We start from the raw sequence: 20,486 nt of genomic DNA, 5'->3' as shown, positions 1-20,486 counted from the left end.
GGTCAGCCCGCCGACACCCCGTCGGCGGGTGCCCCCGGAGCCGTGGCACCCAGGCGGTAGCGTCCGGGAGAGAGGCCGAACTCGCGCTTGAAGGCGTTGGCGAACGCGAACTGCGAGGAGTATCCGACCCGCGCGGCGATGGCCGAGATCGGATCGCCGTTCTCCTGGAGCATCCGTGCCGCCGTGGTCAGCCGCCACCAGGTCACGTACGCCAGCGGCGGCATGCCCGCCATCGCGCTGAACCGCTTGGCGAAGGCCGCCCGGGACAGGCCCGCCCGCTCGCCCAGCTCCGCCACCGTCCAGGGGTGGGCGGGGTCGTTGTGCACGGCCTGCACCGCGGCGTACACCGCGGGGTCGCGCATGATGCCCAGCCAGCCGCAGGAGGCCGTGTGCCGGTTCTCCTCGATGTAGGTGCGCAGGATGTACACCAGCAGCATCTCCAGCAGCGGGGGGACGATCGCGTCCGCGCCGGGGCGCGGACGGTCCAGCTCCCCGCCCAGGAGTTCCACCGCCGCGCCCAATTCGGTGCGGGTGCCCACCCGGGCGGGCAGGTGTACGACCCGGGGCAGCCCGGCCAGCATCGGGTGGGGGCGCGCCGTGCAGGTGTGGTACGCCCCGCCCAGGGTCACGCACGCGGGCTCCCCGTGTTCGTCCGCCCCGATCGCGGCCGAACCGAAGCGCGGGCGGGAACCGTGGGGTCCGCACACCACCTCGGTCACCGGTGGGCCGGTCTCCTCCCCGCCGCGGGGAAGGAGGTGGCACAGCTCCCGGACGGGCGAGGAGGTGTCCTCCGAGAGCACGTGGCCCTGGCCGTTGGGCAGGAACACGATGTCGCCCACGCCCAGGTGGACCGGGGGCTCGCCCTCCACCGTCAGGACGCAGGAGCCCTGGAGGACCACCTGGAAGCCGACCCCGGCCACTTCGGGGAAGCGCACGCCCCAGGGGGAGTGCCACTCGATGCGGGTCGCGTTGGGGCGTCCCATCCGTACGGAGCCGATCACGTCGCTGAGCACGTCCATGCCGCCATCGTATCCTCGGAACCACGAATCATGGACGATTGAGTATCTATAAGAGCTTTTCAGGTATGGGAAGTCTCGTTCGGGGAGCCTAACGTTGCGGTCGTATCCCAACGACCGAGGAGTTTTCCCATGACCGCCACATCCGCCGCCCCCGTCGAAGCGCGCTCCCCCTGGCGTCCGCGCCTCATCGCGATCGGCGCCGTCGCGCTTCTCAACGGCCTCCTGGGTCTGGTCGCGCCCCTGCTGGGGGCGGATTTGGTGACGGCTCCGGAGGGGGCCGAACCCATGACGCTCAACGCCGTCCCGTTCGTCCTGTTCAGCGTCGTCTTCGCGTTCCTCGGGTGGGGCGTGCTGGCCCTGGCCGAGCGCTTCCTGGGCCGCCGGGGGCTGATCGCGTGGACCGTCGTCGCCGTGCTGTTCACCCTGGTGTCGTTCGTTCCGTCCTTGTCGGTGAACGCGACGCCCGCCACCGAGGCCGTCCTGGTCGCCTCGCACGTGGTGGTCGCGGCGGTCGTCATCCCGGCCTTCTGGAGGTCTTCGCCGACCGCCTGACCCCGCTTCCGCCCGGCGTGCGTGAGGGCCGGCGACCGCAAGGTCGCCGGCCCTCACGGCACTTCGGGTCAGCCGTGGAAGTCGAACTCCCCGGCACGGACGCCCTGGGTGAAGGCCTCCCACTCCTGGCGGGTGTAGACGATGTACGAGCCCTCGGGGTGGTGGCTGTGCCGCACGGCGACCCGACCGGAACCGTCACCGAGCACACCGGCCTCGACGCAGGTCGCGCCGCCGTTGTCGCTGTAGGTGCTGATGTGCCAGTTGATGGTGGCGCGTTCCTGCTCGGACAGCTGCTGGAACGTCGGCTCGGGGGTCACGATGGCTCCTCGATGAGGGCCGAGATGCGCTCGGCGGTTTCTGCTGTGCTCAGGGACTTGTCCCACAATCGAGCATATCGCTGAGCCGCTGGAGCGACCTCTTCCTGTTCGAGGTACAAGGCTCCGTTGGGCGTTTCCGCGTACACCACGTCGGGGTAGGGGTCGTTCATCACGAAGAACTTGAACGCCCCTTCGGGGCTCTCGTGCGCACCGACGGAGAACGGAAGAAGCCGCAGCTCGATGTGCGCCCTTTGGGATAGTTCCAGCAGATGGGCGAGTTGTTCGCTCATCACCTCGGCGGAACCCACCCGGCGGTGGAGCACCGATTCGTCCAAAAGGACCTGCATGATGGGAGGCGTCTCCCGTTCGAGGATCTCCTGCTGGCGTTGGAGCCGCACTTCCAGGCCCTGCCGGATGTGCTCTTCCGGCTTGTCGAACTCCGCTGCGCGGATGGCGCTCTCGGCATAGCGTTCCGTCTGTAGGAGTCCGGGCAGAAGGGTGTTGTCGAACAGCCGCTGCTCCACCGCCTGGGCCTCCAACCAGATGAAGTCCACGAATTCGGTGAACTCATCGGGGTACCCGTCCCACCAGCCGGTCTGCCAGACGCTTTCGCTCAACCGCATCAGGTTTTCCCGGTGCCGGGGATCGTTCACTCCGAAGAGGTCGAGCATGGCCATCATGTCCGGTCGGCGCACGGGGTAGATGCCGTTCTCGAAGCGGCTCACGGTTCCCATGTTCCGTTGGAGGAATTCGCCCACTTCCTCGATGCTCATCCCGGACGCCTCGCGGAGTTCGCGGAGACGACGGCCGAGCCAGCGGCTCCGCAGTGTGGCGGTCTTCGCCTTCGCCATCACCCAAACCCTCTCATTCCGGACGCTTCACAATGCTTCTTGTTGGACAAGCTTGTGAATCTCTATGGTATGTGTCAGCCTAACAGAAGGTGAGAGGGGCGTCACGGTGACGGCGTCCGTCGAAGCCGCACGAAGGAGGCCCGGACGGAGCGCCTACCAAGCAGACCGTCCGGGCCCGACGAGCCAACGATAGGGATCCCATGGCGGAGAACCGCATCACCGACTCGGCATCTGTCTACCAGAGTGAGGAGGTCGTCGCCCACCCCCGAGCGTTCTATGTGGACGTGTGGGACGAGGACACCGACACCATGGAGCACTACTACTACGGTGTGACCGCCCCGGACGGCAAGGGTGGTATCGCCCGCCGCATCGGAGGCGGCGGCTTTCATTCCTTCCGGGATCCCGACACTCTCGCCGACCGTATCGGCGGCGAGATCGTCTGGGTCTGACCGCTCCGATGGTGTCCCGGTCACCCCCACGCCGGGACACCCGCACAATGACCCGGTGAATGCTTTGTAACCCAACTTTCCTGCCGAGTCCTGCCCGAAAGAACCACACTCGCGGCCTCAGTTGTAGGACTAGAGTTGGCGATACATCCCTGAGTGGAATGTCCGATTCTTGAGAAGTTGCAAAATCGCCTGGTTGCCCATGTAATCCGTGCAGGTCAGGAAGTCTGCTCCCCGCGCACGCGGGGATGGTCCGACCAGCTTCTGCTGCTGCCTGAGGTCGCTGACCTGCTCCCCGCGCACGCGGGGATGGTCCCCGCACGCGGGGCCCGACGCTTCACGGCCGGAACTGCTCCCCGCGCACGCGGGGATGGTCCCTCCTCCTCCAGGTGCTCCAGCGGGCGGCGATGCTGCTCCCCGCGCACGCGGGGATGGTCCCTACCGCGTCGAGCTGGAGATCGACGGAGCGTGCTGCTCCCCGCGCACGCGGGGATGGTCCCCGCCGCAAGGAACTCGCCAGCATGTACAAGGTCTGCTCCCCGCGCACGCGGGGATGGTCCGACGAGCCATCCGGCCCAGGCCACACCGGTCAGCTGCTCCCCGCGCACGCGGGGATGGTCCTCTGGAACGGCAGGGCGGGAAACTGCTGGAGGGCTGCTCCCCGCGCAGCGGGGCCGATCCGAGGGCGCGGGACTTCTTGCGGGCTCGGCGCCCCCGGACACGGCGTAGGGGGCCGGTGGCACCGGCCCCCTACGGGTGTTCGTTACAGCCGGGCGGCGGCCGCCTCGTCGAGCCAGAACACGGTCTTGTCGGTGCCGCGGGCGGCGGCGACCGGGACCTCGTTCGGATCGGTGTCGGCAAGGCCCAGCCGCACCGCCTCGGCCTTGGACTCGCCCGAGGCCAGGATCCAGACCTGCCGTGAGCTGTTGATCGACGGCAGCGTCAGGGTGATCCGGGTCGGCGGGGGCTTGGGCGAGTCGTGCACCGGGGCCGTCGCCGCCTCGTCCTCGTTGATCTGCGGCAGGCCGGGGAACAGTGAGGCGATGTGCGCGTCCGGCCCCACACCCAGCAGGCACACGTCGAAGACGGGCACCGGGCCCTGGCCGCGGGCCGCCACCGCCAGCTCCTGGGAGTAGCGGGTCGCCGCGTGGGTCGCGTGGGCGCCGTCCATGCCGTCGGCGGCGGGCATCGGGTGCACCTGTGTGGCCGGGATGTCGATCGCGTCGATCAGGGCCGCGCGGGCCTGCGTCTCGTTGCGGTCCGGGTGCCCGGCGGGCAGGAACCGCTCGTCGCCCCACCACAGATGCACGTGCGACCAGCTGATGCCCGCCTCGGCCGAGTGGTCGCGGACGGCTTCGAGTGCGGCGATACCGATCCCGCCGCCGGTCAGGACCAGGTGGAACGTGCGCTTGTCGGCCTCGGCGCGCACGATCTCGTCGACCAGCCGCAGCGCCACGTCCTCGGCGAGGGCCTTGGCGTCGGCGTGCCGGACGATCTGCGGTGTGCTCATACTGCGCTCCCCGTGGTCAGCGACCCCAGGTGGCGGGCCGCGGCCTCGTAGATCTCGTCGGCGTCCAGGCGGCGCAACTCCTCGGCCAGGGCTTGGGCCGCGCCGCGCCGCGCCAGGGCCACCGTCTGGTCCGGCTGTCCGAACCGCGACAGGGTGGCGGTGCGGCCGTCGGCACGGGAGATCGCGATGTCCCCGTTCTCGGTGATCAACCGCACCTCGGTCAGCCCCGGACCGTCGGAGGTCTCGCGCTCCACGGGCACCTCCAGCCGCTCCGAGAGCCACGCCGCCAGCAGTTCGGCGCTCGGGTAGTGCGACTCGGCCGTCACCTTGGCCGAGGTCACCCACCCGCACGGCTGGTCCATGGCGCTGGCCAGCAGCGAGCGCCACGGGGTCAGCCGGGTCCAGGTCAGGTCCGTGTCGCCGGGACTGTAGTGGGACACCCGGTCGACGAGGTCCCGCAGCGGGTCCGGGGCGCGCAGGGCGTCGGTGATCCTTCGCTGGGCCAAGCGGCCGACCGGGTCCTGTGACGGGTCGGCGGGACCGACGCCCGGCCACCACACGACCACGGGTGCGTCCGGCACCAGGAGCGGGGTGACCACCGAGTCGGGGTGTTCGCCCAGCGGACCGTAGAGCCGCAGCAGCAGAGCCTCACCGGGCCCGGCGGTGCCCGGGCGGCGGATCTCGGCGTCGATGGCGGGTTCGGCCTCCGGGTCGCGGCGGATCAGCGCGATCACCCGGGAGGGGTGTTCGAGTCCGGCCTCGGTGGCGGCCCGCACCGCGTCGTAGTGGTCGGCCTCGTCGGTGACGATGACCAGGGTGAGCACCATGTTCATCGCACCCCCGCCGACGCTGAGCCGCTCGGACATGAGCGCCTCGGCGATCTGGGCGGTGGTGGTGCGCGGCAGATAGAGCGTCATCGGTTCCTCCCGACGTGGTCGTTGCCGGTCACGGGCGCCGCCACTGGCGGCCGTCGCGGGCGAGGAGGAGTTCGGCCGACTCCGGACCCCAGGTGCCCGACCCGTACTGCTCGGGGCGGCCCTCCTTGGCCCAGAACTCCTCGACGGGGTCGAGGATCCGCCAGGACAGCTCCACCTCTTCCTGGCGCGGGAACAGCGGCGGGTCACCGATGAGCACGTCCAGGATGAGCCGCTCGTACGCCTCCGGGCTGGCCTCGGTGAACGACTGGCCGTACGTGAAGTCCATGCTGACGTCGCGCACCTCCATGCTGGCGCCGGGCACCTTGGAGCCGAAGCGCAGCGTCACACCCTCGTCGGGCTGGATGCGCAGCACCAGGGCGTTCTGCCCCAGTTCGCTGATGTCGCTGCGCGGGAACAGCTGCTGGGGCGCGCCCTGGAAGACCAGCGCCACCTCCGTGACCCGGCGTCCGAGCCGCTTGCCGGTGCGCAGGTAGAAAGGCACCCCCGCCCAGCGGCGGGTGTTGACCGCCAACTTCAGCGCCGCGTAGGTCTCGGTGACGGAGTCGGCGGGGATGCCCTCCTCCTCCAGGTAGCCCAGCACCGCCGCGCCGCCCTGCCAGCCGGTCGCGTACTGGCCGCGCGCGGTCCCGGTCTCCAGGTCCTCGGGCAGCGACACCGCCGCCAGGACCTTCTCCTTCTCGTTGCGGATGGCGTCGGCGTCGTAGGAGATGGGCTCCTCCATCGCCACCAGGGCCAGCAGTTGGAGCAGGTGGTTCTGGATGACGTCGCGGGCCGCACCGATGCCGTCGTAGTAGCCGGCGCGGCCGCCCACACCGATGTCCTCGGCCATGGTGATCTGCACGTGGTCGACGTATCCGCGGTTCCACAGGGGCTCGAACAGGGTGTTGGCGAACCGCAGCGCCAGGATGTTCTGGACGGTCTCCTTGCCCAGGTAGTGGTCGATGCGGAACACCGACGACGGCGGGAAGACGTCGTCCACCACCGCGTTGAGCTCCTGCGCGCTGCGCAGGTCGTGGCCGAACGGCTTCTCGATGACCACCCGGCGCCAGGGGCGTGCCCCCGACGGGTCGCCCTCGGGCGGCTCGGCCAGCCCCGACCGCTTGAGCTGCTTGACCACGGTCGGGAACAGCTTGGGCGGCAGGGACAGGTAGAACGCGTAGTTGCCGCCGGTGCCGCGGGCGGCGTCCAGTTCGCGGACGGTGTCGGCGAGCCGGTCGAAGGCCTCGTCGTCGTCCAGGTCGCCCTGCACGAATCGGACGCCCTCGCTCAGCTGTCGCCACACGTCCTCGCGGAACGGGGTGCGGGCGTGCTCGCGCACCGCCTCGTACGCCTGCGCGGCGAAGTCCTGGTGCTCCCAGTCGCGGCGGGCGAACCCGACCAGGCCGAAGCCCGGCGGCAGCATCCCGCGGTTGGCGAGGTCGTAGATGGCCGGAAGGAGTTTCTTGCGGGCCAGGTCGCCCGTGACGCCGAACAGCACCAGGACGCTGGGCCCGGCGATGCGCGGCAGTCTTCGGTCGAGGACGCTGCGGAGCGGGTTGGGCACCGCTCCCGGCATCACCGGTTCTTTCACGGATCTCGCTCTTCCTGTCGAGAGTGGCCGGTGGGTCGTGATGTGCGCCGTCCGCGCCCCGGCTCAGGGCACGGACGGGATACCGGTGGCCGTACGGTTCAGACGGCCGACTTCAGCTTGGCGGAAAGCCCCTCCAGAAGGCTCTCCCAGGAGTCGATGAACTTGGTCACGCCCTCCTGCTCCAGGAGGCCGAACACCTCGGTGAGGTTCACCCCGGCGTCCTCCAGCGCGGCGAAGTCGGCGTGGGCGCGGTCGTAGGTGCCCAGCACCGTGTTGCCGGTGACCTCGGCGTGGTCGGCGGTCGCGTCCAGGGTCGCCTGCGGCATCGTGTTGACGGTGCCGCGCGCCACCAGTTCGGTGACGTAGGCGGTGTCCGGGTAGGCGGGGTCCTTGACGCCGGTGGAGGCCCACAGCGGACGCTGCGGGGTGGCCCCCTGCGCCTCCAGGGCCTTCCACTCGGCGCCGGAGAAGACCTCCTCGTAGGCCTGGTAGGCCAGCCGGGCGTTGGCGATCGCGGCCTTGCCCAGGAGCGCCTTCGCCTCGTCGGTGCCGATGGCCTTGAGGCGCTTGTCGACCTCGCTGTCCACCCGGCTGACGAAGAAGGAGGCCACCGACTGGATGCGGGTCAGGTCGTGGCCGTTGACCCGGGCCAGCTCCAGGCCCTCCAGGAAGGCGTCCATCACCTGGCGGTAGCGGGCCAGGGAGAAGATCAGCGTGACGTTGACACTGATGCCCAGCCCCAGCACGCGGGTGATGGCGGGCAGGCCCTCGGCGGTCGCCGGGATCTTGATCATCAGGTTGGGCCGGTCCACCAGCCACCACAGCGCCTTGGCCTCGGCGACCGTGCGCTCGGTGTCGCGGGCCAGACGCGGGTCGACCTCCAGGGAGACCCGGCCGTCGACGCGGTCGGTGGCGTCGTAGACGGGGCGCAGGGTGTCGGCGGCCCAGCGGATGTCGTAGGCGGTCAGGAGGCGGACGGCCTCGTCCACGGCCACGCCGCGGCGGGCCAGTTCGGTCACCTGCTCGTCGTAGGCGTCGCCTTCGGCGAGGGCCTTGTCGAAGATGGTCGGGTTGGAGGTGACCCCGGTCACGTTGTGCGTGGACATCAGGGCGGCCAGGTTCCCGGTGCGCAGGCGTTCGCGGCTGATGTCGTCCAGCCATACGGAAACGCCCGCGTCGGCCAGGGCCTCAAGCGGCTTGCTCATGGTGTGTGCGCCTTTCCTCTCACGGGGAGTGCGGGCCCCGCCGGAACCGTCCGGCGGGGCCCGAGATGTCAGCGTCCGGCCTTGGCGGCGCTGGTGCGGACGGCGGCGACGACCGCCTCGGCGGTGATGCCGAACTTCTCGTACAGAGTCTGGTAAGGCGCGGAGGCCCCGAAGTGTTCCAGGGACACCGATGCGCCCGCGTCGCCGACGTAGGAGCGCCACCCCAGGGCGATCCCGGCCTCCACGGACACGCGGGTGCGCACCGAGGACGGCAGGACCTCCTCGCGGTACTCCTCGCTCTGCTCCTCGAACCACTCCACGCACGGCATCGACACCACGCGGGTGGGCGTACCGTCCGCCTCCAGCTCGGTGCGGGCGGCCAGGGCCAGCTGCACCTCGCTGCCGGTGGCGATGATGATCGCGGCAGGGGTGCCGCCGGTGGCCTCGGCGAGGATGTAGCCGCCCTTGGCGGCGCCCTCGGCCGGGGCGTACTCGGAGCGGTCCAGCACCGGCACGTTCTGTCGGGTCAGGGCCAGGGCCGCCGGGCGGTCGGTGGTCTCCAGGATGCGGCGCCAGACCACGGCGGTCTCGTTGGCGTCACCCGGACGGACCACGTCCAGACCCGGGATGGCGCGCAGCGACCACAGGTGCTCGACCGGCTGGTGGGTGGGGCCGTCCTCGCCCAGGCCGATGGAGTCGTGCGTCCACACGTAGGTGACCGGCAGCTTCATGAGGGCGGCCAGGCGCACCGCCGGGCGCATGTAGTCGCTGAAGACCAGGAAGGTGCCGCCGTAGGGGCGGGTCGGGCCGTGCAGGGCGATGCCGTTGAGGATCGAGCCCATGCCGTGCTCGCGGATGCCGAAGTGCAGCACCCGGCCGTACGGGTTGCCCGGGAACATGGTGCTGGAGCGGTCGAAGGGCAGGAACGACGGCTCGCCCTTGGGCGTGGTGTTGTTGGACCCGGCCAGGTCGGCGGAGCCGCCCCACAGTTCGGGCAGCACCGGGGCGACCGCGGTCAGGACCGCGCCACTGGCGCTGCGGGTGGCCACACCCTTCTCACTGGGCTCCCAGGTCGGCAGGGACTTCTCCCACCCCTCGGGCAGCTTGCCGGACTGGAGGCGGTCGAAGAGCTCGCCGTGCTCGGCCGCGCCGCGCCGCCACGCCTGGAAGTGGGCCTCCCACTCGGTGCGGGCGGTGCGGCCCCGGTCCAGGGCCTTGCGGGTGTGCTCGATGACGGCGTCCTCGACGTGGAACGGCTCGTCGGGCAGGCCGAGGATCTCCTTGGTGGCGCTGATCTCGGCGGTACCGATGGCCGCACCGTGGATGGCGCCGGTGTTCTGCTTGTTGGGCGCGGGCCAGCCGATGACGGTCCGCAGGCGGATGAAGGTCGGGCGCTCGGTGTCGGCGTTGCCGCGCCGGATCGCCTCGAACAGGGCCGGGACGTCCTCGACGTACTCGCCGGTGGCGGTCCAGTCGACCTCCTCGACGTGCCAGCCGTAGGCGCGGTAGCGCTCGGCCACGTCCTCGGTGTGGGCGACACGGGTGTCGTCCTCGATGGAGATCCGGTTGTCGTCCCAGATGAGGGTGAGATTGCCCAGCTTCTGGGTGCCGGCCAGGGCACTGGCCTCGTGGCTCACGCCCTCCTGCACGTCGCCGTCGGAGCAGATGGCGTAGACGTGGTGGTCGAAGGGGCTGGTGCCGGGACCGGCCTCGGGGTTGAACAGGCCGCGCTCGCGGCGGGCCGCCATGGCCATGCCGACGGCGTTGCCGATGCCCTGGCCGAGGGGGCCGGTGGTGGTCTCCACGCCGGGGGTGTGGCCGAACTCGGGGTGACCCGGGGTGAGGCTGTCCCACTGGCGCAGCGACTTGAGGTCGTCCAGGCCCAGGCCGTACCCGGCCAGGTAGAGCTGGATGTACAGGGTCAGGCTGGAGTGGCCGGCGGAGAGCACGAAGCGGTCGCGGCCCACCCACTCCGGGGCGGCCGGGTCGTGCCGCATGATCTTCTGGAACAGCAGGTAGGCGGCCGGGGCCAGGCTCATCGCGGTGCCGGGGTGTCCGTTACCCGACTTCTCTACGGCGTCCATCGCCAGGGCGCGGACCGTGTCGACGGCGCGGCGGTCGAGGTCCGACCACTCCAGGGCCTGTGGGGTGTGGGCGTTCACGGACTCTCGTTTCTCCTTCTCGGGCACGTCCCTCGGGCACGGGCGTGCGGTCGGTGTCGCATCGGTCGTCGGCACCGCCGCCGGGCATCCCCGACGGCCGCCGCAGGGGCGGGAACGTCAGGGGGAGTGCGGGGGTGACCTGCGATTGTGCGCGGCCGCCGGACCGCGGATCCACCGGATCCCGGCGGGGTGCGCCGGGACGTGCGGTGCCGTTGACCGGTTCGGCCGACTTCGAGCCTATCGCCCGTAACCGGGGATGTCGTTGCCCGACACCGCACATCGCGGCCGGTGGGGCGGTGGGGGAGGGGCGCGTGGCGACTGGCGGGGGGCGGGGGCGTGTGCGACCCTGCTGTCACCCGGCGCCGCCGCAGACCGCGGGCGAGGGGCCGAAGGACCTGGGACTTTCGCATCCGAGGGGGCTGGTCATCGGGCCCCGCGAACAAGTACTACAGTATGTCGTTGACGGGGTTTCCGCCGATCCTGACGCTTTCGTCGGTCCGCCCGACCCCGCGTGGCGAGCAGTGTCGAAGACCCTAGAGTTGTCGAGGTATCCGCGTGTCTGAAACCGAGCCGGTGCCCCCCGTGGGAACGCGAGCGAGCCGTCCGGCCGTGAGGACGCGGTGACCCATGGCCCTCGCTGACCCCGCGCCCCGCACCACGTCCGACGCCGACCCCGAGGCCCCCCGCAGAACCTCCTTCGGCGAGTACGTGCGCGCCTATGTGGCGCTCTCCAAACCCCGCGTCATCGAGCTTCTGCTCATCACGACCATCCCGGTGATGTTCGTCGCCGCCGGCGGCGTCCCCCCGCTGTGGACCGCCGTGTACACGCTGCTGTTCGGCACCATGTCGGCGGCCAGCGCCAACGCGATGAACTGCTACATCGACCGCGACATCGACCGTGAGATGCGTCGCACCCGCCAGCGCCCCGGGGCGATGGCCGTGGTGACACCGCGCGGCGCCCTCGTGTACGGCCTGGTCCTGGCGGTCGGCTCCACCGTGGGCTTCGCCCTGCTGGTGAACCTGCTGTCGGCGGCCCTGTCGGTCTTCGCGATCCTGTTCTACATCTTCGTCTACACCCTGCTGCTCAAGCGCCGCACCGCCCAGAACGTGGTGTGGGGCGGCATCGCCGGGTGCATGCCGGTCCTGATCGGCTGGTCGGCGGTCACCGACAGCCTGGACTGGGCCCCGTTCGTGCTCTTCCTGGTGGTGTTCTTCTGGACGCCGCCGCACACCTGGACACTGGCCATGCGCTACCGGGAGGACTACGCACAGGCCAAGGTCCCCATGCTGCCCGTGGTCGCCGGCGATCGCCGGGTGCTGCTGGAGTGCGTCCTGTACAGCTGGGCGACCGTGATCGTGTCGCTGATCTTCTGGCCGGTCGCCGGGACCACCTGGTTCTACGGGGCCGTGGCGTTCGTGCTCGGCTTGCTGCTGGTCGTCCAGGCCCACCGCCTGCTCCGGCGTTCCCGTGCCGGGGTGAGCGGGGCCAAGCTCAAGACGATGGGCTTCTTCCACCTCTCCAACGCCTACCTGGCGCTGCTGTTCGCGGCCGTGACGGTGGACCCGCTGATCGCCGGGCTGCTGGCCTGACCGGCCCCTGAAACCCGCACCGCGGCGGCGCCCCTCTCCGACGAGGGGCGCCGCCGCCGTCGTTCCCCGGTGTCCCCCGGGAGCAGGGCCCGGCCGGGGGCTTCGGAGCGCGGGGGCGGGGCCTCAGCGGAGCGGGCGCACCTCGGCGAGGAAACAGCCGAACACCACCGCGCGCACGTGGACCAGCGCCACCCCGGGGTCGGTGAACATCTCCGCCAGCAGCCCGTCGACCTCCCCGGCGCGCTCGGCGGGCAGGTCCACCGTGCGGCCGCCCCGGATGTACCCTCGGGCGTCGTAGGCGCGCAGCACCCGGGGAGACCCGTGCAGCGCGACCGGGTAGCCGGTCCCCTCCGGCCCGCCGCACGGGTCCCCGTGCACGAAGACCGGCCCGACCTCGTCGTAGGGGCCCGGTTCCACGCCCCGCTCCCGGGCCCAGGCCCGCAGCGGTGCGTAGGAGACGAGCATGATGCGCTCCCCGGCCCGGCTGCGCCGCAGGCAGCAGCGCAGCGGGGCGCCGCCCTCGGGGTCGGTGCAGACCTCCCGGACGCGTCCGGCGTCGTCGCCGACGCGCAGCCGCTCCAGGACGTCCGGCGCGATCGCCCGGGTCTCGAATGACGTGGCCGTCGGGATGGCCCGGGCATCCGGTGATGCCGTCATCGGGGTGATCGGGGTCTTCGGATTCTTCGTGGTCATGGGTGGAGCATCGCCCGTTCGCGGCCGGAACACCGGCGGTCATCGGACATCTCATTACGCGCGGATTCGGCCAGGGGCCGCGCTCCTGTCACAGGAGGCCGCTATAACCTCAGACATGTCCACGACCCCCCCACACGTCACGGAACCGATCTGGACCGAAGGTCCCGACGGCTACTCCCTGGCCATCGAGGGCACGGCCCTCGCCTGCCGCAACGCCAAGGGCAAGCGGCTCAAGACGGTCCCCAAGAAGGTGCGCGAGTCCGAGCAGGCCCAGCGCCTGTCCGACATGCTGCTGTGGCTGGAACGCCACGAGCGCGACTGCACCGCCCGCGTCGAGTCCTGGCTGCTGGGTTCCCTCCCCGTCCCGGCCACCGTGCTGGCGCGGGTGTGGCCCGACCCCTCCTGGCAGGGTCTGCTCGCAGACCTGTTCGTCGTCCCCGAGGGCGGCGGTGAGGGCGGGTTCCTGCGCGGCGTCGACGACCGGGGGCGCATCGGCGTGCTGGACCTGGACGCCGAGAGCACCTGGCTGGACTCCGACCGGGTCGTCCCCCTGCACCCCGTCCTCATCGAGGACCTGGACGACGTGCGCGAGTTCGCCCTGGAACTGGGCATCACCCAGCGCCTGCCCCAGCTCACCCGCCAGATCCACCGGCTCCCCGGCACCCTCGACGCCGACGCCACCCGGGTGGACGACTACGCGGGCGGGCGGTTCGATCAGCTGCGCCACGCCGCCGGCCTGGCCCAGCGCCACGGTTTCCCCGTCCGCGGCGGCTACGCCACCTGCCGTGTCGTCGAGGGCGGGCGGCCGGTGCAGGCCCGTTACTGGATCGGCGCCGACGCCCCCGACTGGGAGACCGAGACCGGGCCCCTGGTGTGGGTGGACGACGACGAGCGCGCCCTGAAGCTCACCGAGGTCGGCCCCGTCGCCTGGTCCGAGGGCGTGCGGATGGCCGAACTCGTCCACGCGGGCCGCACGAACACCGAGGAGAAGAAGTGACCACCCCCGGAGAAGCCCTCCTCGACGCCGCTCTGGCCCCCCTGGACGCCACCCTCGACGGGCACACCGACACCGTCTCCGCCCGGGTGTACACCCATCCCGCCCTGGGCGACCGCACGGTCGTGCGCCTGGTCCCCGACGCCCTGGCCCCCGCCGAGGACTCCGCCATGGACTTCCTCGGATTCGCCGGTGACGGCCACTCCGAGCCCCTGGCACTGACCCGCCCGCGCGGCCTGGGCTACCCCGAATGGGCGCTCATCCACGACCCCGGCCGGCGGGCGCAGGCGCTGGCCCTGGTCCGCCCCATGGAGAAGGCCGCCCGACTGGCCGCCACCCGCCCCGGCCCCGCCTCCGACGAGTTCGCGCGCATCGCCGCGGAGGTGCCCATTTCGCACCTGCCCGCCTACTGGGAGCAGGCCGGGCGGGCCTTCCTGGCCGCCGGGAACGCCCGCACCGCCGCCATCATGTTCGGTCGGGCCCGCGAGGCCGAGCAGGTGTACAGCCTGCCGGTGGACGAGGCCACCCGGCGCGAGTCGTTCCTGGAGTTCGCCTTCGCCGGTGCGCTCACCGTCAAGGCCCTGACCGCCCACGCCGCCGAGCTGTCCGGCCGCTACGCCTCCGAGCGCGCCTACACCGAGTTCCGCGAACTGGCCGTGCGCCGCACCCTGGGCGGGCTGCCGCCGTGGACCGGCCTGCTCAAGCAGATGCGCTCCCTGGCCAAGGCGGCCGGGATCGACCAGGCCGAACAGGAACGGGACCTGCTGCGGGAACTGCTGGCCGTGCCCGCCACCTCCTCCGCCCCCGAGGGGTTCTGGAAGTCCGCCCGTACCACGCTGGTGGCCGTGGGCCGGGACGACGTGGAGGTGGCCCGCGCGCTGCTGGGCATGTTCGTCGACTCCGGCGGTTACGACGACACCGGCTTCCACGCCTGGTGGCTGGAGCTGCTGTCCGACGCCGGCTCCGTCGACCTGCTCGCCGACCCCGCCCAGACCGTGCCCGGCGGCGCCGCCGGATGGCTGAGCCGGATGATCTCCCACACCCGGGGCTGGCGGTGGTCGCTGCCCGCCGGGTTCCTGGACCTGACCGCCCGGATCGCCGACCGGCTGCGCGCCGACGGGACCCCCGTCGACCTCACCCGCAGCAGCGGATACCGGGCGCAGGACATCCCGGCCGACCTGCTCGACCTGTGCCTGGAGCTGGGCGTCCCGGTCACCGCCGATTCCGCCCGCCGCCGTCTGGACCTGGATACCTGGGTCGACCACCCGCGCGGCGGCCCCCGCCGCGACCTGAGGTTCCTGCGCGCGGACCCCGCGTGGGAGCCCCTGGTGGGCGAGGCCGTCGCCTCCTACAGCGGCGGGTACAGGGCAGGGCCCGGCGGCCGCCGGGTACTGGAGGACCTCCTGCCCTACGAGTACCTGCACGCTTATGTCGAGCGGCGGCTGGACATCCTCACCGGCGCACTGGGCGGCGGGCTCCTCCAGGCGCGCGAGGGCCTTGAGAGCCTGCGCAACGAGTGCGACGGCGGGGTGTTCCGGGTCTTCCCCGGACACCTGGACCGACTCGCCTCCCTCGACGTCGCGGACCTGCTGGCCACCACCCTCAACGCCGGGATCATCGACGAGTACTCGTGGCCCGCCCTGGAGGAGGCCGCCCGCGAACTGGGCGCCCACGGCAGCGGCGGCGCCAAGCCGGCGGGCACCGCCTCCTGGCCCGTGTTCACACTGACCTCCCACGAGCGTGCCATCGCGGTGGGCCCGGGCGGCCGTGTCGCCGAGCACACCCTGAACCTGCCCAAGGGAGCGGACGACCCCATCGCCTTCTACGTCCAGGGCCGTTTCCTCGTGGCCTACTCGCAGGACCACGAGCAGCGCGGGTACTGGTCGGACGCCCCCGGGGAACGGCTCTCCTTCGACTACTCGTCGGTGGTCTACAGCGGCCGGTGGCACAACGGCACGCCGGGCGTCCCCCAGCTGACCGCGGACGGCGCCCGCATGAACGGCGAGCGTGCGCTGCGCGCCGGGGACGCCGACGGCGCCCGCGACCGGCACGTCCTCTCCGACGGGACCACCTATTGGACCGACCCGGGTACGAGGGACGGCCTGGTCGAGGTCGACCCCGACACCGGCGACCGGGGCCGCGCCAGTCTGCCCGCCTTCCTGGAGGAGTTGCCGCTCGGTTCCGGGGAGCGGTTGCTGACGAGGGTGTCCACCCTGGCGCCGCTGGCCGAGCCCGTCTCCGGCGGCCCGCTGGGCGACGCCGCGGGCGCATCCGGGTTCGCCGTGGTCGCGGGGAACGGAGCCTACCGGGTCGTCGCCACCGACGGACGCGAACTCGTGGTCCGGCCCGCCGACCGGAACCGGCACCGCTTTCCGGTGCCGGTCGGCCTGTTCACCCCGCCCGGCGGTGAACTCCGCGCCTTGGCCGACGACAAGGGGGTGACCCTCCTGGACGACGAGGGCCGCCGGGTGTGGAGCTGCCATACCGGCGGGGCGTGCGACTGCACCGCCAAATGGGGCACGCCCTACCTGACGCCGATGCAGTTCTGGTACTTCATGGGTCCGCGCGACACCCGTGCCTCGGCCCGTCTGCGCAGTGTGCGCGGCGCCGACCTGAAGGACCTGGTCGCCGCGGCGATCGCCGAACGCGACCGCACCACTCCGGCGGCACGCGCCATGATCGTCGCCCCCGTCCCCATCACGGCTGCCGACGGGCCGCTGGCCGGCACCCGGGGAGCGGCCGCGGCACTCCTGGCCGACGGGGAGGACGTCACCCCCGCTCCGGGGGTCGTCGAGGGTGTCATGGGCCTGGCCGTCTCCGCCTCCTGGCTCCGCCGCGACCTGGACGAGTACCTCGAAGCGATCCACAAGGTCCGGGATGCCGTCGACTCCGGCCCCGAGCCCGAGCCGCTCCTGACCGCACTCACCCGCTTCCTGCCGCAGCGGGCGACCGGGGACGGGGACGTGCGCGGCCACATCGAGGCGACGTCCCGCTTCCTGCGTGGGACGGGCGGGACCGAGCTGCTGTCCGCGCGTCCGCGCACCACCGTCGACTGGTCCGGGCTGCCCGGATCGGTCGGGCTGCTGGCCTGGTCGGCGGCCTCCCCGCTGACCGGTGAGGAGGAGCGCGCGGCCCTGGTGGACTTCCTCGCCCGGTGGGCGGGCACCGTGTTCGCCGACCCCGCCGTCGAACTCGACCTGGGGTCCGTGGTCTCCGCGAAGGGGCAGGACCCCACCGCGGTGGGCGCCGACGGCGGCCGCCGGGCCGGTCTCGGCCTGGTCCCCGACCTCTCCGGCCGGCCCGGGAGCGAGGACGAGAAGCGCTCCCAGTGGTTCGCCGAGGTCCGGACCGGGGACCCCCTCCCCCTGCCGGCGGGCCTGCGCGAGGTGCACCGCACCCGGGTCGTCCCCGGCTGGGGCACCACCGCGGCGATCACGGCGTTCCTGGCGGCCCTGGCCGAACACGGTCCGCTGACCTGGGGAGAAGAAGCCGTGGCCGTGGTGTCCGAGCGCACCGGGCTGCCTCCGGAGGCCGCAACGCTGCTGCTGCACCAGCGCTTCGGCGGGAACGGGCTGCCCGCCGACCAACGCAAGGCCATGGGGCTGACCGAGGCCCAGGTCTCGATCGGCGGCGAGGAACTCGCGGTGGGCCACCGCGACCGCGACCTGTGGCTCGCGCTCTACCGCGACGCCCTGCCCGTCACCGGGGAGATCGCCGACCTGTGGTCTCCGGCCGGGGCGCGCGCCGCCGCCGAACGGCTCGCCGACGCCTGGAACCGCCTCCGGGGCGCGCGCTCGCCACTGCCGCGGACCGTGCTGGAGGCCCTCAACGCCCCCTGGCGGCCCGCCGGTCCGTCCACGGTGCGCCTGTTGGCGGACCCCGCCGGGCATCCCGCCCTGACCGAGGACGCGAGCAGCCACCTGGAGGTCGGGGAGAGGTACGGCCGCCTCGACGTCACGCTCCGATACGGGTCAGAGCGGACGGCGGGGCTGCACGAACTGCTCGGGGAATTCGCGGTGCTGATCCCCTGGGCGTACGCCGAACTGCCCGCGGGCGACCCCGTCCGGGAGTCCGTCCCCGCATTGCTCAAGGCGGTGCGCGCTCGCCTGGAGGCACCCGAACTGCTGCTGGGCGCATTCACCGCCTGGGGGGACGACCACGGCAAGCTCCTCGAACGGATCGGCGGCGAGCCGTGCGAGGTGCCCGGGAAGGCCGGGGCCTCGGCCGAGGCCCGCGACAACGGGACCGTGGTCGCGGTCCAGTCGTCCTACTCGCTGCACCTGTACTTCCGCCCGGCCCGGTTCGACGACGGGGTGCACGCCCGCACCCTGCGGGCCCTGCTCGACAGCGGCGAGTACCCCGTGTACGGCCACACCCAGCCCAGGCTCGTGGACCTGCTGCGCAGTCCCGGGTACACGGCGATCGCCGAGCGCATCGCCGCCGGGGCCCTGCCCGCAGGGGCCCGCGAGTACGATCCGGCCGCCTCCGTGCCGGAGCTGCTGGCCGAGGCCGCCGGGACGCTCGGGCTGTCCGACGACGCCGCCAGGCTCTACCTTCAGCTGCTCGCGGTCCTGGAACCCACGGACAAGAAGGTCCGGACCCTCAACGGGTGGACTCCCGCCCGGCACAGGAAGGTCCAGGCCGAGCTGCTCGAACACGGCCTGGTGATGACCGCCAAGCGGTCCCGGGCCGGCCGTACGGTCTTCCTGCCCGGGGCGTGGACCGACATCAAGCAGGGTCCCGACCTGCCCTTCGAGACATGGAAGGCACCGCTGTACGGTCTCTCCCGGAGTGGAGGCGGTGCGCTCCGTCCGGTCCCCGACCGCCACCTGCCCACACGCCCGATCCCGGAGATCTTCGCCGAGGCGTGGCGGCGCACCCGCGAGGGCGACGCCCCGGCGTTGTGAACCCCGCCCCGGTCCCGGCGGCCCGCCGGAACCGGGGCACCCGCCACCCCTTCGACCCCGAACCCACACCTTCCGAGGAGCCTGCGGTGCCCGAGCCCGCCACCGATGTGCAGATCGAACCCGCCGAGCGACGCCATGCCGGGGAGCTGGCCTTTCTGGCCGCCCAAGACACCGGCCCCCGCCCACCGGGGTGGGCGCTGACGCCCCGCTCGGTCGTGACGTTCATCGCGGGGAGCGGCGGGGAGCGGCTGCGGCTGCCCGAACCCGTGGAGGGGCTGCCCGACACCCTGGAGATCCCCGCCAAGTTCGTCGGCGACCGCTCCCTGGTGGAACGCTGCGTCGTCACCCTGGCCGGCGAGCGCGGACTGCTCCTGGTCGGTGAACCCGGCACCGCCAAGTCCATGCTGTCGGAGCTGCTGGCCGCCGCGGTCTGCGGCACCGGTGCGCTCACCGTGCAGGGCACCGCGGGCACCAGCGAGGAGCACCTGCGCTACGGCTGGAACTACGCGCTGCTGCTCGCCAAGGGACCCGTCCCCGAGGCGCTGGCCCCCTCTCCGGTGCTCACCGCGATGCGCACCGGCCGCGTCGCCCGGGTCGAGGAGGTCACCCGCTGCCTGCCGGAGGTGCAGGACGCCCTGGTGTCGATCCTGTCCGACCGGCGCATGGCCGTCCCCGAACTGGGCGACGAGGGCACCTTCCACGCCCGGCCCGGGTTCAACGTCATCGCCACCGCCAACCTGCGCGACCGCGGGGTGTCGGAGATGAGCGCCGCCCTCAAGCGCCGGTTCAACTTCGAGGTGGTGCCGCCCATCGCGGACCCGGCCGCGGAGGTGGCGCTGGTGCGCGACCGGGCCGGGGCCGCCCTGGCCCACCACGGGCACACGCTGCCCGTGGACGACGCGGTGCTGGAGGCGCTGGTCACCGCCTTCCGCGACCTGCGCTCGGGCACCTCGGTGGAGGGCTGGCCGGTGGAGCGGCCCACCACTGTGATGAGCACCGCGGAGGCGGTCGGTGTCACCACCTCCCTCGGGTTGCAGAGCGCCTACCTGGGTGTGACCGACCCGCTGTCGCTGCTGCCCGGCTACCTGCTGGGCGCCGTCCGCAAGGACGACCCGGAGGACCAGGGACGGCTGCTCGCCTACTGGGACTCCACCATCCGCCACCGTGCGGAGAACGGGGCCCGCATGTGGCGCCGCCTGTACGAACTGCGCCACGTGCTGGGGGAGTGAGTTGACCACCCCCCTCGAAGCGCCCGAGGCCGTGCTGGAGGCGCTGTCCGGGTGCACCGCCCCCTACCTGGTGGGGGTGCGACACCACTCGCCGGTGCTGGCCGCGGCGGTGCCCGCACTGCTGGACGCCGCCGACCCCGACGCGTTGTTCGTCGAGCTGCCCTGGGAGGCCGGTCCGTGGCTGGACTGGCTCGCCCACCCGGACACCGAGGCGCCCGTCGCCCTGGTGTTCGGCGCCCCCGACGGGGGCGGGCACGCCTTCTACCCGTTCGCGGACTTCTCCCCGGAGCTGGCGGCGCTGCGCTGGGCCCGTGCCCGCGGTGTCCCGGTGCACGCCGTCGACCTGCCGGTCGCGGTGGCCGCCCCCGCGGCGGGGCCGGACGCCGACTCCGGGCTGTCGGAGGCGCTGCTGCGCGCCGCCGGGGTCGATGACGGCGAGGAGCTGTGGGACCGCCTGGTGGAGGCCCGCTCCTACGGTGCCGACCCCGAGCGCGTCCGCCGGG

16 protein-coding genes and 1 CRISPR repeat array are annotated in these 20,486 nt (G+C 72.3%); of the genes, 7 read left to right on the top strand and 9 right to left on the bottom strand.

Annotation, left to right across the window (positions count from 1 at the left end):
• Window positions 1-2: 2 nt before the first annotated feature.
• Complete coding sequence (locus tag QJS33_RS23625; protein WP_306370253.1) at window positions 3-1,019, bottom strand: AraC family transcriptional regulator; 1,017 nt, start codon at window positions 1,017-1,019, stop codon at window positions 3-5.
• A gap of 129 nt (window positions 1,020-1,148) precedes the next feature.
• Here QJS33_RS23625 and QJS33_RS23620 point away from each other — a divergent pair, with 129 nt between their 5' ends.
• Window positions 1,149-1,571: a DUF6069 family protein gene (locus tag QJS33_RS23620; protein WP_306370252.1), complete on the top strand. Its 423-nt coding sequence runs from the start codon at window positions 1,149-1,151 to the stop codon at window positions 1,569-1,571.
• A gap of 68 nt (window positions 1,572-1,639) precedes the next feature.
• On the opposite strand, the gene QJS33_RS23615 is transcribed toward QJS33_RS23620, so the two are convergent.
• Together QJS33_RS23615 and QJS33_RS23610 are read right to left on the bottom strand one after the other, a co-directional pair.
• Entirely contained in the window at window positions 1,640-1,888 is a 249-nt protein-coding gene (locus QJS33_RS23615) for a DUF397 domain-containing protein (RefSeq protein ID WP_306370251.1), read from the bottom strand.
• On the bottom strand, window positions 1,885-2,739 hold the full coding sequence (locus QJS33_RS23610) for a helix-turn-helix transcriptional regulator (RefSeq protein ID WP_306370250.1): 855 nt from the start codon (window positions 2,737-2,739) through the stop codon (window positions 1,885-1,887). Before QJS33_RS23610 ends, QJS33_RS23615 begins: the two co-directional genes overlap by 4 nt.
• A gap of 200 nt (window positions 2,740-2,939) precedes the next feature.
• On the opposite strand from QJS33_RS23610, the gene QJS33_RS23605 reads away from it, so the two are divergent.
• Window positions 2,940-3,188 (top strand): hypothetical protein, encoded by a 249-nt coding sequence (locus tag QJS33_RS23605; RefSeq protein ID WP_306370249.1) that lies wholly within the window; start codon window positions 2,940-2,942, stop codon window positions 3,186-3,188.
• Between the two features lie 224 nt (window positions 3,189-3,412).
• A CRISPR array of direct repeats spans window positions 3,413-3,867; the repeat unit is 28 nt; unit sequence CTGCTCCCCGCGCACGCGGGGATGGTCC.
• Between the two features lie 81 nt (window positions 3,868-3,948).
• Here the strand turns inward: QJS33_RS23605 and pgl are convergent.
• The 5 genes from pgl to tkt all read right to left on the bottom strand — a co-directional run bounded on the left by pgl (window position 3,949) and on the right by tkt (window position 10,570).
• Window positions 3,949-4,695: a 6-phosphogluconolactonase gene (pgl, locus tag QJS33_RS23600; protein WP_306370248.1), complete on the bottom strand. Its 747-nt coding sequence runs from the start codon at window positions 4,693-4,695 to the stop codon at window positions 3,949-3,951.
• On the bottom strand, window positions 4,692-5,612 hold the full coding sequence (locus tag QJS33_RS23595; RefSeq protein WP_306370247.1) for a glucose-6-phosphate dehydrogenase assembly protein OpcA: 921 nt from the start codon (window positions 5,610-5,612) through the stop codon (window positions 4,692-4,694). Before QJS33_RS23595 ends, pgl begins: the two co-directional genes overlap by 4 nt.
• A gap of 28 nt (window positions 5,613-5,640) precedes the next feature.
• Window positions 5,641-7,188: a glucose-6-phosphate dehydrogenase gene (gene zwf / locus QJS33_RS23590; RefSeq protein WP_306370261.1), complete on the bottom strand. Its 1,548-nt coding sequence runs from the start codon at window positions 7,186-7,188 to the stop codon at window positions 5,641-5,643.
• Window positions 7,189-7,301: 113 nt separating this feature from the next.
• Window positions 7,302-8,408, bottom strand: coding sequence for a transaldolase (tal, locus tag QJS33_RS23585; RefSeq protein ID WP_306370246.1), 1,107 nt, complete (start codon window positions 8,406-8,408; stop codon window positions 7,302-7,304).
• Between the two features lie 68 nt (window positions 8,409-8,476).
• A complete protein-coding gene (gene tkt, locus QJS33_RS23580; protein ID WP_306370245.1) occupies window positions 8,477-10,570 on the bottom strand; it encodes a transketolase in 2,094 nt (697 codons plus the stop codon).
• 627 nt (window positions 10,571-11,197) lie between these two features.
• Between tkt and QJS33_RS23575 the strand changes: the two genes are divergently transcribed.
• On the top strand, window positions 11,198-12,160 hold the full coding sequence (locus QJS33_RS23575) for a heme o synthase (protein ID WP_306370244.1): 963 nt from the start codon (window positions 11,198-11,200) through the stop codon (window positions 12,158-12,160).
• A 123-nt stretch (window positions 12,161-12,283) separates the two neighbouring features.
• Here QJS33_RS23575 and QJS33_RS23570 read toward each other — a convergent pair whose 3' ends face one another.
• Window positions 12,284-12,853: a DUF1203 domain-containing protein gene (locus QJS33_RS23570; protein WP_306370243.1), complete on the bottom strand. Its 570-nt coding sequence runs from the start codon at window positions 12,851-12,853 to the stop codon at window positions 12,284-12,286.
• A gap of 115 nt (window positions 12,854-12,968) precedes the next feature.
• Between QJS33_RS23570 and QJS33_RS23565 the strand changes: the two genes are divergently transcribed.
• The 4 genes from QJS33_RS23565 to QJS33_RS23550 form a co-directional block, all read left to right on the top strand.
• Window positions 12,969-13,850 carry a DUF4132 domain-containing protein gene (locus QJS33_RS23565; protein WP_306370242.1) on the top strand — a complete coding sequence of 294 codons (882 nt, stop codon included), beginning with the start codon at window positions 12,969-12,971 and terminating at the stop codon, window positions 13,848-13,850.
• A complete protein-coding gene (locus QJS33_RS23560; protein WP_306370241.1) occupies window positions 13,847-18,754 on the top strand; it encodes a hypothetical protein in 4,908 nt (1,635 codons plus the stop codon). The genes QJS33_RS23565 and QJS33_RS23560 overlap by 4 nt, the downstream gene beginning before the upstream one ends.
• Before the next feature lie 86 nt (window positions 18,755-18,840).
• The gene (locus QJS33_RS23555; RefSeq protein ID WP_306370240.1) at window positions 18,841-19,983 is read left to right on the top strand and encodes an AAA family ATPase; all 1,143 of its coding nucleotides are present in this window, start codon (window positions 18,841-18,843) and stop codon (window positions 19,981-19,983) included.
• Window position 19,984: 1 nt separating this feature from the next.
• Window positions 19,985-20,486 (top strand): DUF5682 family protein (locus tag QJS33_RS23550; protein WP_306370239.1); only part of this gene is annotated, 502 nt, incomplete at its 3' end.

This window comes from Nocardiopsis sp. CC223A (assembly GCF_030766825.1).
Taxonomy (GTDB): domain Bacteria; phylum Actinomycetota; class Actinomycetes; order Streptosporangiales; family Streptosporangiaceae; genus Nocardiopsis.
The sequence above is the reverse complement of the archived record's forward strand: the minus strand, read 5'-3'. Positions and strand labels throughout refer to the sequence as shown.